This window comes from Pseudoalteromonas sp. SG44-5 (assembly GCF_014164175.1).
Taxonomy (GTDB): Bacteria; Pseudomonadota; Gammaproteobacteria; order Enterobacterales; family Alteromonadaceae; genus Pseudoalteromonas; species Pseudoalteromonas nigrifaciens.
The window spans coordinates 88226-104696 of sequence record NZ_JACJES010000007.1; the positions used below are offsets into that span (position 1 = coordinate 88226).

Annotated in this window: 16 protein-coding genes; 8 read left to right on the forward strand and 8 right to left on the reverse strand. The window is 39.8% G+C overall.

Annotation, left to right across the window (positions count from 1 at the left end; all coding sequences use genetic code 11):
- Window positions 1–70: 70 nt before the first annotated feature.
- The 4 genes from glmM to rlmE all read right to left on the reverse strand — a co-directional run bounded on the left by glmM (window position 71) and on the right by rlmE (window position 4997).
- Window positions 71–1420: a phosphoglucosamine mutase gene (glmM, locus tag H5079_RS09880; RefSeq protein ID WP_011327565.1), complete on the reverse strand. Its 1350-nt coding sequence runs from the start codon at window positions 1418–1420 to the stop codon at window positions 71–73.
- The gene (folP, locus tag H5079_RS09885; RefSeq protein ID WP_179808219.1) at window positions 1421–2266 is read right to left on the reverse strand and encodes a dihydropteroate synthase; all 846 of its coding nucleotides are present in this window, start codon (window positions 2264–2266) and stop codon (window positions 1421–1423) included.
- Window positions 2267–2363: 97 nt separating this feature from the next.
- Window positions 2364–4301 carry an ATP-dependent zinc metalloprotease FtsH gene (gene ftsH / locus H5079_RS09890; protein WP_259398058.1) on the reverse strand — a complete coding sequence of 646 codons (1938 nt, stop codon included), beginning with the start codon at window positions 4299–4301 and terminating at the stop codon, window positions 2364–2366.
- A gap of 66 nt (window positions 4302–4367) precedes the next feature.
- Window positions 4368–4997: a 23S rRNA (uridine(2552)-2'-O)-methyltransferase RlmE gene (gene rlmE / locus H5079_RS09895; RefSeq protein WP_011327562.1), complete on the reverse strand. Its 630-nt coding sequence runs from the start codon at window positions 4995–4997 to the stop codon at window positions 4368–4370.
- Between the two features lie 88 nt (window positions 4998–5085).
- On the opposite strand from rlmE, the gene yhbY reads away from it, so the two are divergent.
- Entirely contained in the window at window positions 5086–5382 is a 297-nt protein-coding gene (gene yhbY / locus H5079_RS09900; protein WP_011327561.1) for a ribosome assembly RNA-binding protein YhbY, read from the forward strand.
- 77 nt (window positions 5383–5459) lie between these two features.
- Here the strand turns inward: yhbY and H5079_RS09905 are convergent, their stop codons facing one another.
- Together H5079_RS09905 and H5079_RS09910 are read right to left on the reverse strand one after the other, a co-directional pair.
- Window positions 5460–5981: a histidine phosphatase family protein gene (locus H5079_RS09905; RefSeq protein WP_182676807.1), complete on the reverse strand. Its 522-nt coding sequence runs from the start codon at window positions 5979–5981 to the stop codon at window positions 5460–5462.
- A 5-nt stretch (window positions 5982–5986) separates the two neighbouring features.
- Entirely contained in the window at window positions 5987–7132 is a 1146-nt protein-coding gene (locus tag H5079_RS09910) for a serine hydrolase (protein ID WP_011327558.1), read from the reverse strand.
- A 114-nt stretch (window positions 7133–7246) separates the two neighbouring features.
- Between H5079_RS09910 and H5079_RS09915 the strand changes: the two genes are divergently transcribed.
- From H5079_RS09915 to H5079_RS09940, 6 genes are all read left to right on the forward strand, one after another.
- Window positions 7247–8065 (forward strand): hypothetical protein, encoded by an 819-nt coding sequence (locus H5079_RS09915; protein ID WP_011327557.1) that lies wholly within the window; start codon window positions 7247–7249, stop codon window positions 8063–8065.
- Window positions 8066–8157: 92 nt separating this feature from the next.
- Window positions 8158–9015, forward strand: coding sequence for a MipA/OmpV family protein (locus tag H5079_RS09920; RefSeq protein ID WP_086993499.1), 858 nt, complete (start codon window positions 8158–8160; stop codon window positions 9013–9015).
- A complete protein-coding gene (locus H5079_RS09925) occupies window positions 9005–9391 on the forward strand; it encodes a DUF3019 domain-containing protein (RefSeq protein WP_041454364.1) in 387 nt (128 codons plus the stop codon). Before H5079_RS09920 ends, H5079_RS09925 begins: the two co-directional genes overlap by 11 nt.
- A gap of 12 nt (window positions 9392–9403) precedes the next feature.
- Window positions 9404–10108, forward strand: coding sequence for a response regulator transcription factor (locus H5079_RS09930; protein ID WP_182683983.1), 705 nt, complete (start codon window positions 9404–9406; stop codon window positions 10106–10108).
- Between the two features lie 6 nt (window positions 10109–10114).
- Window positions 10115–11413, forward strand: a complete 1299-nt coding sequence (locus H5079_RS09935) for an ATP-binding protein (protein ID WP_179808223.1) — start codon at window positions 10115–10117, stop codon at window positions 11411–11413.
- Between the two features lie 199 nt (window positions 11414–11612).
- Window positions 11613–12968, forward strand: a complete 1356-nt coding sequence (locus H5079_RS09940) for a sodium-dependent transporter (protein ID WP_086993503.1) — start codon at window positions 11613–11615, stop codon at window positions 12966–12968.
- Between the two features lie 52 nt (window positions 12969–13020).
- Here H5079_RS09940 and H5079_RS09945 read toward each other — a convergent pair whose 3' ends face one another.
- Window positions 13021–13470, reverse strand: a complete 450-nt coding sequence (locus H5079_RS09945; protein WP_011327551.1) for a GNAT family N-acetyltransferase — start codon at window positions 13468–13470, stop codon at window positions 13021–13023.
- 169 nt (window positions 13471–13639) lie between these two features.
- Window positions 13640–14383: a sporulation protein gene (locus H5079_RS09950; protein WP_011327550.1), complete on the reverse strand. Its 744-nt coding sequence runs from the start codon at window positions 14381–14383 to the stop codon at window positions 13640–13642.
- A 309-nt stretch (window positions 14384–14692) separates the two neighbouring features.
- Between H5079_RS09950 and H5079_RS09955 the strand changes: the two genes are divergently transcribed.
- Window positions 14693–16264, forward strand: coding sequence for a cation:proton antiporter family protein (locus H5079_RS09955; RefSeq protein WP_041454668.1), 1572 nt, complete (start codon window positions 14693–14695; stop codon window positions 16262–16264).
- Window positions 16265–16471: the final 207 nt, after the last annotated feature.

Below are 16471 nucleotides of genomic sequence, written 5' to 3' on the forward strand. Positions count from 1 at the left end.
TTCCACTCCACATGAGAAAGCGGTCGAGATATTAACTCGACTCGCCCAAAGTTACAAGAGGTTATTGTTATCAATCAGTTTGTTTGCTCATAGATTCAACAACCGCGGCTATTTTTTCTGCGCTGTCGATTACTAACTTCTCTTGTTCGGCCTCAACCATAACACGTACAACAGGTTCAGTGCCTGATTTACGTAGTAACACACGCCCCTTTTCACCTAAAGTTTGCTCAACCTCTGCTACTGCAGCTAATACTGCAGGCGCTTTTGTCGGATCTGTACCTGGGGTATAACGTACGTTAATCATTTTCATTGGGTACTTAGTAAAACCAGTACCTAAGTCTTGTAATGTTTTATTTTGCGCAACCATAGCAGCTAGTACTTGCAAGCTTGAAATAATGCCATCGCCGGTGCTAATTAAATCAAGGTTTAATACATGGCCCGAGCTTTCGCCGCCAATAGTCCAGCCTTTTTGTTGTAGCAATTCCATTACATAACGGTCGCCTACTTTACTGCGTGCAAATTCAATACCTTTGGCTTTCAATGCATTTTCAAGGCCCATGTTTGACATAACAGTGCCAACAACACCACCACCTAAATTATCATCTTGCGCTGCTTGGCAGGCAATAATATACACTAAGTCATCACCATCAAACACACGACCATTATGATCAACCATCATTACACGGTCGCCATCGCCATCATAGGCAATGCCCACATCTGCATTATGTTCAAGCACTTTACGTTTTAGGGTATCTACGTGAGTAGCGCCGCATTCATGGTTAATATTTACACCATTGGGCTCACACGCATGCGTGATTATATTTGCACCTAGTTCGCGCATAACTGAAGGTGCAATATGGTAAGTTGCGCCATTGGCACAATCGAGTACAATTTTTAATCCTTCAAGCGACAAGCTTTGTGGAAATTGGCTTTTACAAAATTCGATATAACGACCATCAGCGCTAGTTAAGCGACTCGCTTTACCTAATTTATCTGACTCAACACAAGTCATTGGTTCATCAAGCATGGCTTCAATTTCAAGCTCTACTTTGTCATCAAGCTTTAAACCGCGACAGTTAAAAAACTTTATGCCGTTATCGTAATACGGATTGTGCGATGCACTAATTACTATGCCGGCCTCGGCTCTAAATGTTTGTGCTAAATAAGCAATCGCAGGGGTTGGCATAGGGCCCAGTAATACAACATCGATTCCCGCTGCAATTAACCCTGCTTGTAATGCGGTTTCTAACATATAGCCTGAAATGCGGGTATCTTTACCTATCATCACTTTTTTAGTGCCATTTTCTGATAGGACACGGCCCGCAGCCCAACCTAGTTTCATTGCAAACTCAGGATTTATAGGATGCTCACCCACGAGCCCGCGTACACCATCGGTGCCAAAATATTTTCTTTCTTTCATTTAAAGTACTCCTTGTTTGCAGGCTTGTAGTACGTTAAGTACATCTGCGGTTTCTTTTACGTCGTGTACACGAATAATATGCGCACCATTTTGTGCTGCGATTAATGCGCCCGCTAAACTGCCGGCCAATCGCTCATTTGTATTTCTATTTAATAAGTTGCCAATCATCGACTTACGCGATAATCCCGCTAATAACGGTAAACCAAACTGATTAAAGTCATTAAACTGCGCCAGTAGTTGGTAATTGTGGCTGAGTGTTTTACCAAAACCAAAACCAGGATCAAGAATAAGTTGTGTTTGCTTAATCCCCGCTGTTTTACACGCAGCAATACGCTGACTAAAAAACTGTTTTATATCTGTAAATAAATCATCATAGTGCGGCGCTGCCTGCATGCTGCGAGGTTGGCCTTGCATATGCATTAAACACACCGCAACATCAGGAAACTGCGCCACTACGTTCAGTGCGTCGCTTTCTTGTAATGCACGTACGTCATTAACAATATCGGCCCCAGCTAAAATAGCTTGGTGCATTACTTGTGCTTTACTGGTATCAATAGATATAACGCAATCACTGTTTTCACGAATTGCTTTAATCGCTGGTATTACACGTGCTAATTCATCCTCAAGGCTCACATCAGGAGCACCTGGGCGAGTCGACTCTCCGCCAATATCTATAATTTGCGCCCCGTCGTCTAACAATTGCAGCGCACGCTGCAGCGCAATATCAGGGTCTATAAACTTCCCGCCATCTGAAAAAGAATCGGGAGTAACATTAAGTATTCCCATAATTACTGGATTTGCCAAACTTAGTGTACGTTTGCGAGGCAAGTTTAGTAAATTATTCATGATGACCTTTTTTGTTTGAATTAGCTGAAGTTTATTTTATACGTTTGATACAAAAAAGCCCCGAGGTTCGGGGCTTTTAGTTTAGCTATTTTAACGATTATTCAGCTTTGTCATCAAGGTTTGTTTCATCTTTTTTAGCTTCATCAGTTGGTTTTTGATCTTCATCAACTAATTTTTCTGCTGAAACATCTTCTTTAACTGGCTTTTTTTCATGGCGGTCATGCGCATCGCGTGGTTCACGAACTTCTTGGCGCGCCATTAAATCATCAATTTGCTTAGCATCAATCGTTTCGTACTTCATCAGCGCATCTTTCATTGCGTGTAGAATATCGATATTTTCTTTTAATATCGCTTCTGCTCGCTGATAGTTACGATCTGATAATAAGCGTACTTCGCTATCGATAATTTTAGCTGTTTCGTCCGATATACTCATAGAGCGGCCACCGCCCATGTACATATCGTTTTGATCTTCTGCGTAAAGTAGTGGTCCAAGTTTTTCACTTAAACCCCAGTGCGTTACCATTTTACGGGCAATATCACTCGCACGTTCAATATCGTTACTAGCACCTGTGGTTACTTTATCTGCACCATAAATAAGTGCTTCTGCGATACGTCCGCCATACAGGCTTGAGATCATCGACTCTAGCAATTCTTTCGAATGGCTTACACGGTCTTGTTCAGGCAAGTACATAGTTACACCTAGCGCACGGCCACGTGGAATTATAGATACTTTATAAACAGGATCATGCTCTGGCACCATACGACCAACAATAGCATGGCCAGCTTCGTGGTACGCTGTCATGGCTTTTTCTTGCTCGCTCATCACCATGGTTTTGCGCTCAGCGCCCATCATGATTTTATCTTTAGCAGCGTCAAACTCAGCCATACTAACAACACGTTTATTACCGCGTGCCGCATAGAGTGCAGCTTCGTTTACTAGGTTTGCTAAATCAGCACCTGAAAAACCCGGTGTACCGCGTGCAATTAAAGCTGCTTCAACGTCGTCGCCTAATGGCACTTTACGCATATGTACTTTAAGTATTTGCTCACGACCACGAATATCAGGTAAGCCAACTTCAACTTGGCGGTCAAAACGACCCGGACGAAGTAAGGCTGGATCTAATACGTCTGGGCGGTTAGTTGCAGCAATAACGATAATACCTTCGTTACCACCAAAACCATCCATTTCTACTAGCATTTGGTTTAGCGTTTGCTCACGTTCGTCGTTACCGCCGCCCATACCAGCACCACGTTTACGACCTACAGCATCTATTTCATCAATAAAGATAATACAGGGTGATGCTTTTTTAGCTTGCTCGAACATATCTCGTACGCGAGATGCGCCCACACCAACAAACATTTCAACAAAGTCCGAACCAGAAATAGTAAAGAACGGCACTTTTGCTTCACCAGCAACGGCTTTAGCAAGTAACGTTTTACCTGTACCAGGAGGACCAACCATCAACACGCCTTTAGGAATGCTGCCACCTAATTTTTGGAATTTTGATGGGTCGCGTAAAAAATCTACCAATTCTGATACATCTTCTTTTGCTTCATCACAGCCAGCAACATCGGCGAAAGTGGTTTTAATTTGATCTTCGCTCATTAAGCGCGCTTTGCTCTTACCAAACGACATTGCGCCTTTACCGCCACCGCCTTGCATTTGACGCATGAAAAATATCCACACACCAATAAGCAGTATCATTGGGAACCAAGAAATAAATATACTTGCTAAAAATGACTGCTCTTCAGGTTTAACCCCTTTCACATTGACGTTACTTTTTAACAAATCATTTAAAATGTCTTTGTCGTAAATAGGCATAATCGTTTGAAAACGTTCGCCACTGGTTTTAGTACCTGTAATTGTGCCACTGGTACTTTCAATTGCCACTTCTTGTATAGAGCCACTGCGGGCATCTTTAACAAATTGACTATAACTTGTTTGACGATCTACTTGATCGCCGCCATTAAAGCTCTGAAATACTGACATCAGCACAACTGCAATAACCAGCCAGAGTATTAGATTTTTTGCCATATCGCTCAAGGGGTTAACCTCTTGTATCCAATTAATTTAAATTCAACTAAACGCCCAACAACTGTACTACAGTTTATATCCAGTCGCTACTATATATACTTCCCGTGAACGGGCGCGCGAGGCATCTGGTTTACGTATCTTCACTGTTTTAAAACTATTACGTACATCTTGCAAGAACTGATCAAAGCCTTCACCTTGGAATACTTTAACAATAAATGCACCATTTTTCTTTAATACTTGATTACACATATCCAGTGCAAGCTCGACCAAATACATGCTACCAGCTTGATCAACTGAATTGTTACCACTCATATTTGGTGCCATGTCAGAGAGTACCACATCAACATTTTTGCCATCAATACGTTTTAACAATGCACTTAACACTGCTTCTTCACGAAAGTCGCCTTGTAAAAAGTCAACACCCGCTAATGAATCCATAGGGAGGATATCGCACGCTATAACTTGTCCTTTATCTCCTACTTTTTCTGCCAAGTATTGTGACCAACTACCCGGTGCAGCCCCTAAATCAACAACAGTCATTGCTGGGCGGAGTAACTTGTCTCTACTTTGGACCTCATCTAATTTAAAAACAGCTCGAGAACGCCAACCTTTTTTTTGCGCCTCTTGAACATATTTATCATCAAAATGTTCTTTCAGCCATCGCTGTGAACTGGCTGACTGTTTTTTATTTGTCATAAATTAACACGCAACTAATTAGTAATATTCTTTAGATGGCGGTAGAATACCCTTAATTCAAGCCATATTCAGCAAAATTTGTATAAACATGACATTATCAAACAAACAAAAGCAGTTTTTAAAAGGTCAGGCACATAGCCTCAAGCCTGTAGTTTTACTAGGTTCTAACGGTTTAACCGAAGGCGTAGTAGTAGAAATTCAAAGCGCATTAGAAATTCACGAATTAATTAAAGTGAAGGTTCCAACTGATGATCGCGAAACTAAAGCGCTCATTTTTGAAGCAATTGTGCGTGAAACTGGTGCAACTAAATTACAATCAATTGGTCACACTATTGTGCTTTACCGCCAAAGTGAAGAGAAAAAAATTAAATTACCGCGTGGCTAAACACCTACTTGTAGGATTTACCCGGTAATATAAAAAAACCAGCACCCGCTGGTTTTTTATTATCTGTCACTTTTAAATTAATGATTAAAATCCATAGTGAGTTCACTGACCCTATATTGTGGTGCATCTTTTGGGGCTTTATCGCGTATTTTATCTAGTATGTAATAGCGCGAAAACTCATCTTCAGACATAGCACTCACCGTACCTTTTGAAAGCAGTGCCGTAAGTTCAGGCGTGGTATTACTGTGTCCTACAACAATTACAACACCCTGTAATTTTAGTAGTTTACTTTCAAGTGAAGTTAAATCAGCTGCATCATACATTTTTACTGTAGTGCTTAAGTAAGCAGCCATTGGCGCTGCTGTTTGTAATGTACGCTTATAATTGCTGCTAAATAGCTGCACGTTTTTATGTTGTTTTATTAACTGTACCAAATACTGTGCACGTTGTGCGCCAAGCACTGTAAGCGACGGGTTTTTACCGGCTTGTTTTTCACTGTGGCGAAATAAATAAATCTTATCTGGGGCGGCAAATACAAATTGGCTATTAAACACCATAACCAGTAGCGCCAAGATTAAAAGCCTTTTATCTTTAATCATGATTTTTAGCCTCGCTTATATTTAAGCACTCTATTTATAAACTCTGTTGTAAGTTCATTTATCACCCCAGTTTCGGCATTTATTATTAAGCTAAAACCCACATTTAAATGAGGAAAAACCACTAAATCGGTGCGATAGCCTTGCACCCAACCACTATGGTAATAAAGGGTTTCATCATCGTAGTTATATACTCGCCAACCTAGCCCATAAAAAGCCTCACTAAGATGACCTTTCCATACTCGTCGGTATTGCTCTTTTTTGGTATGCGTATAGGGACGTGTTTGTACCGCTAATGCATCGAGCGATAATACATTTGGGTACTGACCTAATTGCGCCTTTAGCCATATTGCCATATCGGCAGCACTGGCATTTATGCCTGCAGCGGGGGCTACTTTATAATAATTTTTTTTCAGCTTAGCGCTATACCAACGTTTTTTCCCTCTTACATGTGGAAATGCGTAGTTTTTATCTTGCACCATAGCGTCGTAGCCTAAACTAGTGTCATGCATTTTTAAGGGCGTAAAAATAGCGTCATTTAGCCACTGAGAGTAACTTTTATGAGTACTCCTTAAAATTACATCGTCAATTAAACTAAACATCACATTTTGATAGCCATAACACTGCCCAGGATCGCATATGGGCGCTACCGTAAGTAGCTTTTCAACAATATCTGGATAACTCATTCGTGATTCAATTAGGTTATCGTAGGCGTTGGGAACTAGGCCACTAGAGTGACTTAAAATATGATAAACCTTTAAATTATCTTTGTAGTCGGTGTTAGCAAATTCAGGAATATAGTCGCTAATAGGCTGGTATAAATCTATTTCCCCTTCACTTGCAAGCTTAGCAGCTAACGATCCTGCAAAGGTTTTAGATACTGATGCTAATCTAAAACGTGTATGTTGATTAACCCTTTGAGAGCTACCCACTTTGGTAAAGCCCATGGTATGAATATAATCACTCGACTGCATATTAACAATCGATAAAGCCGCGCCAGGTATACCTTTTCGTTTAAGCTTTTTTTCTGCGTAACGCCCATATTTTTTTACAAATGCAGGCCAATCTGGATCTACATTTGCAGCAACCTCTGAGTGGGTTATTAAAATACAAAAGGCGAGCAGGTAATAAATCGAGTAATTAAGGTACTTCATCGGTGGCTGTTTTTTCTTTTTTTAATTGCTTCTATGCATATAATATCATGAACTTTTGTCAAGACTAACGTACAATATGTTGATTATTGGCCTTTTACTGAGTGTGAAGTATTTATGCGTTTTTTAGTTGTACCACTTTTTATATTATTTTCATCGGGTTGCGCTATAACCACAACAACAAATCAGCCTGCTGAGCCATTGGCAATGCCCTTAAAGCCAATGTTAAAAAGTCAGACATACCAACTGGAGTATGAGGCACAACACACCTCGCCTAAAGTAAAGTCAGTGCAATTACCAGCTCATAAAGTAATGAAAAACCAAACGGTTAAAATTGTTACCGACAGAGTAAGTGTAACCGACACTTTACTGGCGCAAATAAGCCAAGCGCTCAATGACAAACAACTAAAAGTAACTACTAAAAACGATAGTGATTACACACTTGCTATTCATCAAGTTGATCTGTCGTTTACCGATGATAGTAAATACACGTTAAATCAGCCCAAACAACCTTATGCTCTATACTCTAAAGTTGCACAGCAATTTCCAACCCAGCAGTGTGCAACTATTTTAGCGCAAGTTAGCATGCGCTTAACGCATAAAGCCTCTGGTGATGTTGTTTGGTTTGCAAAATCATCTTTAGATAGCACTAGCTTTCATCGTGAATCACTGATTTATAGTTTTACCGAAGAGCAAAAAATCACTAATGAACTTGAAGTAGTCGCCTTTGTCCACCAGCAAAATACCGAACAAGCACGTTTAGCACGCGCCGAGGCAAATACAAAGGTAACTATTCCTAAATATAATACAATGAGCAAGCTTAGCACACTGACTAAAGTGCAAGGCCCGTGTACTCGCACAGAAATAAGTGCTTTAGCACCAATGATGCAGTTTTATTTAAGCAGTATATTAATCGACAAAATTAAAGTGATATAAGCGTAAGTTAAACACTACATTTTTTTACAGGTTTAAAGGAACGTTTAACAATATACTACGCTTTATAACCATTACTTATTTAGGTTCCAAGGATGAAGCACTCAATACTTAGCTATTTTTTATGTTACACCTGCTTATTATTTGCCTGTGTATTTAGTGCCCATAGTACTGCCAGTAACCGCTATTATGCTGATAATACCTTGGAGCCTATTCAAGGCTTTGCATGGGACTGGAGCGCCGGTACTGGTTATTATATTGAAGACTCTTACCTTATCGGCATGGACTCTTATGACGATGGTATTGAATTAGATCTCAGCCTTGCGGTTTCTTTTGATAACTTTTATCTCGATTATGACCATAACCAACTCAGCGGCGGCCTTGTTATAGGCTACAGTCTAATTAACAAATATAATTGGGAGCTCGATATAATCGGTGCTAACGCCCAAGCTGGGTTTGGTCAAAAAGGCTTGGGGTTTTATAACAATGGTGTGGTTGAGGAATTACGCGGCATTAAAAAGCGTAAGTATGACTTTAATACAGGCCTTAGATTTACCCACAGATTTGATGGCTCACAGGTTTCTATTGAATTTTTGCATGACATTTCAAACGCCCACAATGGCTGGGTATTTAATTCTTTTTTTAGCAAAATACAACCTTGGCGTAACTGGGAGTTTCGCTCAGGCATAGGCTTTAGTGCCTACTCTGCTGACTTTACTAACTATTATTTTGGTATTGAGCAAAGTGAAGTTACCTTGCTGCGTCCTGCCTATAAAACCAATGCCAGCAGCAGCATTATGCTTGAGTTTCATGCTGAGTACCCGCTTAACCAAGACTGGGTGTTTTTAGCCGGCTGGTTAACGACTTTATTTTCTAAAGAAATTGACGACAGCCCTATTATTTCTCAAGGGTACCAACACAAAGCCAAGCTAGGCGTGCGTTATGTATTTTAGACGCTGGTGTTATTTACTATTAGCTTACCCTGGCAGTTTACTCGCCGAGGTGCCCCAAGAGGTAACCGCACTTAGTGCAATACCTAATACCTGCGTGGCACTACGTGAAGGCCGCCACTGTTATACTGAAGTGGTTTTATCATGGCAGCAGCCCACAATAGGTAACTACTGCTTACGAGACGCTACCTCAAAATATATTATGCAATGTTGGCTTAAGCAGCAACACGGCGTTTTTAATTATGCATTTGACTCTGAGCAGAGCTTATCATTTGAATTATTTGATAGTAATACTGCAAAAGTCATAGCCACCACTGAAGTAAAGTTACAGTGGGTTTATCAAAACAGGCAGAAAAAACGCCGTTGGCGATTGTTTTAATAAGGAAGTCTTATGGATAATTACGGTACTATTTTACTCGTTGAAGATGATATTTCTTTGGCACAATGGGTGGCTGAATATTTAACAGAACAAGGCTATTGTGTACATGTTTGTCATCGCGGTGATGAAGTTGTTGGCCAAGTTAAAACCTTGAAACCGCAGTTAATACTACTTGATATTATGCTTCCTGGGTTAGACGGCATAAGCGTTTGTCGCGAGCTACGTAGCTTTTATCAAGCTCCTATTATTATGCTAACAGCTCGTGATGACGAAATGGATGAAGTGATTGGCTTAGAGGTAGGTGCCAGTGACTACATAATGAAACCGGTACGCCCTCGTGCATTACTAGCAAGAATAAAGTCAGCCCTTAGGCTCACCACCCAAAGCAGCCAACCTCATAAACAGCATAGTATTATTAATGTAGGGGCTTTGAGCATTAATAGTGAGTCGCGAAGCGTTAAACTTAACGATATCGATATAAATATATCTAGCGCTGAGTATTTATTGCTGCATTACTTAGCCAGTAACGCAGGGCAAGTTGTATCACGCGATGCGGTGTTTAAAGCAACCAAAGGACGCGAGTACGACGGCCTTGATAGAAGTGTTGATGTGCTTATTTCTGCGCTGCGTAAAAAGTTTAATGACGATCCGCAAAACCCTGAAAAAATTAAAACAATTTGGGGACGAGGTTATTTACTCGTTGCCACTGCTTGGTAGCTACAAATGAAAAAGTTTTATATTGCACTGCTTAGCAGCGCACTGCTTTCGATTATTGTTTTAGGCTGGCTTATTGACGCTTTTAGTCAAAATACACACGCCCCTTTAGACGAATTTAGCATGCAAAGTAAAATGATTGCAGGGTTTAGCAAACAGCTTGCTACTCTCCCCCCTGCACAGCGCAGTAATTATGTTACAAAGTTAGCCAACGACTTTAGCCTGCCGCTTACCTATAAGCTAAACGACACTTTAGCGCTTAGCCCTGCCTTACTTATGCAAATGCAAACCCATGGTGGGTTAATTTTAGAGGGCGAACAGGGTTTTCATATGCTTTATAGCAACCAAGCATTAAGCCCTTATCATTTATCTATGCGCCTCGATAACTCATTTGAAGCAGAGCAACGCGACGATATTATTCTAACCTTATTATTTTACGCTGGGCTGTGTGTATTTATGGGTTTTATTATTTATCCCTTAGCCAAACGCTTGAGCGTGTTAAATGAAGCAGCTAAAAAATTTGCATCGGGTGATGTTAAAACTCGTATCAAAGTCTCTCATTTCACGTATATAAAAGATGTAGAGCTCACCTTTAACCGTATGGCGAGTCAAATAGAAAAGCTGGTTGCTGAAAATAAGCTAATGGCTTCGAGTTTATCCCATGACATTCGCACCCCCATAGCTTGCCTGCGATTTGGTTTAGATGCTGCAATAGATAGCAATGACATGCCAAAAGTGAAGCAATATTTAACCCGCATGGAAAATGACTTAGACCATATGGAGTCTATGCTAAAAAGCTACCTAGCCTTTGCCACGCTAGAACAAAATGCCAACCGCTTAACCTACTCTGCAACCCATATGCGCAGCTACTTTGAAGATATTTTAGCGCAGCTATCGCCTAAATTAGACTCCCACAAACTCAGTGTGCAACTTAATAGTAGTAACGATGTTATTTATGCCGACTTACATTGGCTTGCCAGAGCCGTTACTAACTTAATTAATAATGCCTGCGACTTTGCCCTGCAACATATTTATGTAAGTGCCACTGTCAATGAGCAACATATTATTATTACCGTAGAGGACGATGGTCCAGGCATAGCAGCTGAAAACTTTAGCAAAGTATTTAGCCCTTTTTTTCGCGAAAACAACCACCGTAATCGAGCTGATAAAAGTTATGGCCTCGGATTAGCAATTGTTGAAAAAGTAGCTGACTGGCATCACGGCCGTGTTTATGCAGGCAAAAGTAAGCAGTTAGGTGGAGCTTGTTTTACCCTGAAAATAGCTCAACAACACCCTAGTGTAAAGTAAAGGCTACACACTGTAAATTAACAATTATTAAACAATATCAAGCTGTTAATTTTTAGTTTTAAGTTACTTTATTAAAATCTATGTTCATAACACAGAGTTTAATAAAGTAATTGTGCTAGATCAGCAAATTAGCACTTTTTATTTTTTTACATTTCCAGTAGATTGTCTGCGCCGTCACAAAATAGAGAAGTACAATAATATGAGTGCAGTAAGAGGCGAGTTTAGCTCTCGCTTTGGTTTTATAATGGCCGCCGCAGGATCTGCTGTAGGTTTAGGTAACATTTGGGGTTTCCCTACACAAACCGCAAGTAATGGTGGTGCCGCATTTTTAATTGCGTATTTAGTACTGGCATTCTTTTTGGCTTATCCTGCTTTAATGGCGGAGCTAATGATTGGTCGTCATGGCCAAGCAAATGCGGTTTCTTCACTTAGAAAAATATCTAATAAACCTTGGCAAAAACATTTTTCTTTTGCGGTTGGTTTTGGCGGTATTTTATGTGCTGGCTTTATTTTAAGCTTTTATGCCATTGTTGCTGGTTGGATGCTAAGTGCAACAGCAGAACCTATTACAACGTTAGTGGGCGCAAACTCTGCATCTGCTTGGCTAGGTGAACAGTCACTTAGCAGAAACATCATTTTCACTATGATCTTTATTGTACTAACCGTTGCTATTATTAGTCGTGGCGTTGAAAACGGAATCGAAAAATGGTCAAAACGTTTAATGCCTGCTTTGCTCAGCATTTTATTTGCGTTAATTATTTATGTAATGACCCAAGATGGCGCTATTGAAGGCTTAAAGGCGTATTTAGTACCTGATTTCTCATCTATTTTTGATGCTAACTTGTTAGTTAGTGCACTAGGGCAAGCATTCTTTTCATTATCACTAGGTACCAGTGTGATGATTATTTATGGCTCGTATATTAGTAAAAAAGAGAACTTAGTTTCGTTAGGTGCTTATGTCACGCTTATTGATGTATTTATTGCTTTTGTCGCAGGGTTATTAATCATTCCTGCTATGTATGTAGCACAAGCACAAGGGATTGAGATTTTCTCACCGACTACCGGAAAGCTCCTCTCTGAAGACACATTAGTATTTCAAGTATTACCTGCACTTTTTGATGGTATGGGTGGTATGGGGTTATTTGTTGGCTTTGCGTTTTTTGCGCTAATGAGCATTGCAGCACTCACCTCCTCTATTTCAATGCTCGAAGCGCCGGTATCTTATACGGTAGAACGCTTTGCAATGTCTCGCTTACAGGCCACTTGGGTAATTGGTGCATTAATCACTCTAGTGAGCATCACGATAGTGTGTAACTTAGAGTTACTGTTTGGCTTAGTGATCACCTTAACCACTAAAGTGGCACAGCCATTATTAGGTCTTATGTGTTGTATATACGTAGGCTGGATTTGGTCAAGAGGCTCATTACTAAAGGCCATTCAAGAAGGTAACCCTGAAGTACACAATACCTTATTTTGGAAAGTATGGCCTTGGTACACTAAGTTTGTATGCCCACTGGCGATAGGCCTGGTATTTTTACATTCATTATTAAGCTAAAGTTAGTTTCTGCTCTTAACAACAAAAAAGCCCACATTGTGGGCTTTTGTAATCAAGGTACTAGTTGTAAAACCATATCTTGATGAGCAATGCCATCTTCTAAATATTCAGCATTAATACTTTCAAATCCGAATGAACGATAAAACTCCAGTAAGTACGTTTGCGCACCAATATAAATATCACGTTCTGGCCATTGGCTTTTACAGCAATTAATGGCCTCTGTAACCAATTGCTGAGCCAATCCTCTGCCTCGTTCCTCTTTAGTGACTAACACGCGACCGATCGCACTGTATTTTGCGTTTTTTTCGTAGCATCGAGCATAAGCTTGTAGCGTATTATTTTTCACAGTGTAAATATGCAAGGTACTTGGTGCTACATCATTATCGTCAAGCTCTGGATAAGGGCACATTTGCTCAACTACAAATACCTCTACGCGCCCACGCATTATGGAGAATAAGGTTTGCGTATTGAGCGCAGTAAAAGTTTCACATTTAAACGCCATTGTAACTCCTGTCGTTGGCTCTAATAGACATAAAAGCCTATACGTTATTAGGGCTAGGCATAATAGCAGTAATGCAGCTAGGGGCTTAATTAACCGCTATGCTATATAATAAAATGGCTTAAAACAAAAACCCAGCATAAGCTGGGTTTGTTTTAAGTAATTATCTACCTTAGGTAAATAATCGCTCTAACTGATCGCATAATTGCGAGAGATTTACATGGTCGTGCTCTATGGTTAAATCTACATAACCATCGCCTTTAAATGCTCTATCTAACTCAATTAACACATGGGTTTTATGTGCTTCTGGAATGAATGATAATTCAATTTCTTTCACTCCAAATAAACTGCGGCTATTAGGCTTGTATTCTAGCTCTTGATAACAACCAGACACTGATTGAAACGTTGATGCGCGCAAATGGCCTTTTTCAACATCAGCTTTAGTTAGGCTAAAGCCTAGCTTTTCCATGGCCTGCATACACGTTTTAACAGCTTCATTGGGGTACACATGTAAATGGTCTTTATCACTTGGATCAAGCGCTAAATCAATGTCCAGCCCAGTTTCAAGCCAAACATAAGATTGGTTATACCCTGCATTAATTTCAGTAATAGGTGTTTCTGAATGCAACCGTGCTTGAAAAGGAATCGTTTTAACTTCCCCTGGCTCTACCGTGCCTATATCTGTAATGCGCCACTGCTCTATAACGTGGTTGGTAAAATAGTCACCATCTTCATTTGATGCTTTAACTCGCGTCATTAATAGTAAATCTAACCCTGCAATTTCTTGGCTTACATCACCAGCTGTAATAACGATTTGCGCATTAAATAATTGCCCAGGCTGAAGGTGCTCTGTTTCTAAAATAGTGTCTACTTTGGCGGCACCAATACCAACCGATGCTAAAATCTTTTTAAACATATTTTTCTCCTTAAGCTGAGCGGCTCTATAATGTGCTCTAACTTAAACTTCGTCGTTAGCGCATCTTAACCACATTTAAATGCTCTTGTCAGTGAAAAACTACTATTTACATGCTGTTTACGATTAAATATGTGTTAAATGTCCATTTTTCATACGCAACAGAGCAAGTATTTGATTAAACGGCGCTTAAGCCTAATCTTTTATGAAGGACTTATTGTATGAATAAAATGGTGAGTATTTGTATATTTATTTTCAATGGTATTGATTTTTCGTTACACTAAACCTCCCAATGAAGTGATATTTATAATTATGGAACTAATTTACTTTGCCGCCGCGTTTGTGTTTGGCTTTGCTGTTTATCAGCTAAAGCTCCCTCCTCTTATCGGTTTTTTACTTGCGGGATTCGCGCTTAATTTAGCGGGCTATAAAAGCACCGAATTACTCAACACCATTGCTACCTTAGGCGTTACGCTTTTATTATTTAGTATTGGTTTAAAGCTAAAAGTAAATAGTTTAATGAAACCACAAGTGTGGGCTTCTGCTACTTTACATATTATTTTGAGTAGTGCGTTATTTAGTGGCTTTATGCTATTACTTAGCCTATTTGCACTGCCATTATTTGTTGATTTGAGCTGGCAAAGCGCTTTATTAGTTGGCTTTGCATTGAGTTTTTCTAGTACCGTTTTTGCTGTTAAAGTGTTAGAAGAACGCGGTGAAATGGGCAGCTTACACGGAAAAGTAGCCATTGGTATTTTAGTTATGCAAGATATTTTTGCCGTGGTATTTTTAGCTATTAGCACAGGTAAAATCCCTAATATTTGGGCTTTGGTACTTATTATTTCACTGCCGCTAGTACGCCCAGTTATGGGGTGGATACTAAACCGCTCTAAACACGGCGAACTCCTGCCATTATTTGGGTTTTTCTTTGCACTTGTGGCTGGTTATCATGCATTTGAGCTAGTTGGTTTAAAAGGTGATTTAGGGGCACTAATAATAGGTATGATGATTGCGCCTCATAAAAAGGCCAGTGAACTTTCTAAGTCATTACTTAATTTAAAAGATATTTTATTGGTTGGCTTTTTCTTAACAATAGGTTTAAACGCAGAGCTTACCACCAGCTCATTACTGGCCGCATTATTATTGGTGTTAGTATTACCAATCAAAACGTTTTTATATTATGTGCTAACAAACATGTTTAACTTACGTGCTCGCACCTCATTGCTAACCACTTTTAGTTTAGCTAATTATAGCGAGTTTGGTTTAATTGTTTGCGCTGTAGCCGCCTCTACAGGCATGATCACCTCTGAGTGGTTAGCCGTTATTGCAATTGCCGTATCAATTACTTTTATTATTGCATCCCCTTTAAATAAGCGCTCTAACGAAATTTACGCAAAAATAGAGCCTTGGCTACTAAAGTTTGAAAGTAAAACTCGTTTATCCGAAGAACTGCCTGTTAACCTTAACGACACTAAAATTGTTATATTTGGCATGGGCAGAATTGGCACAGGTGCTTATGAAACAATAAATGCTACGCACCCACAGCTAGTTGCAGGTATAGACATAAAGCCTGAAGTAGTTGATAAGCACATAAAACGCGGAAGAAATGTATTAATAGCAGATGCAACCGACCCTGACTTTTGGCAGCGCGTAAATCACTCTCGTGTTGAAATGGTCATGCTAACAATGCCACAGCATATGCAAAATATTTTTGCGTTAGAGCAATTAAAAGCATCGGGTTATAAAGGGCAAGTTACCGCTATTGCTAACTACCCTGATCAGCAAAAAGAGTTAGAAGAAATGGGTGTAAATTCTACCTATAACTTTTACTTAGAAGCTGGTAGTGGTTTTGCTGAGCACGTTAAACAAAAATTATTTTCGTAAAGCAGCACTAGTTTGAATTTACATTCTTTTACAAGCTAATTCTCTAACATAGAAAAAAGCAGGTAAACTAAAGACTATTGGTAAATATTAGCGCAAGCACCTGCCCCTAATTAGACTCCAGCTAACGAAGGGCTTACTAATAAAATATATTAATCCAGAGGGCCTGCTCCCTCGTTAAATAGGCTGTTACTTGCCCGTCACAGCCTA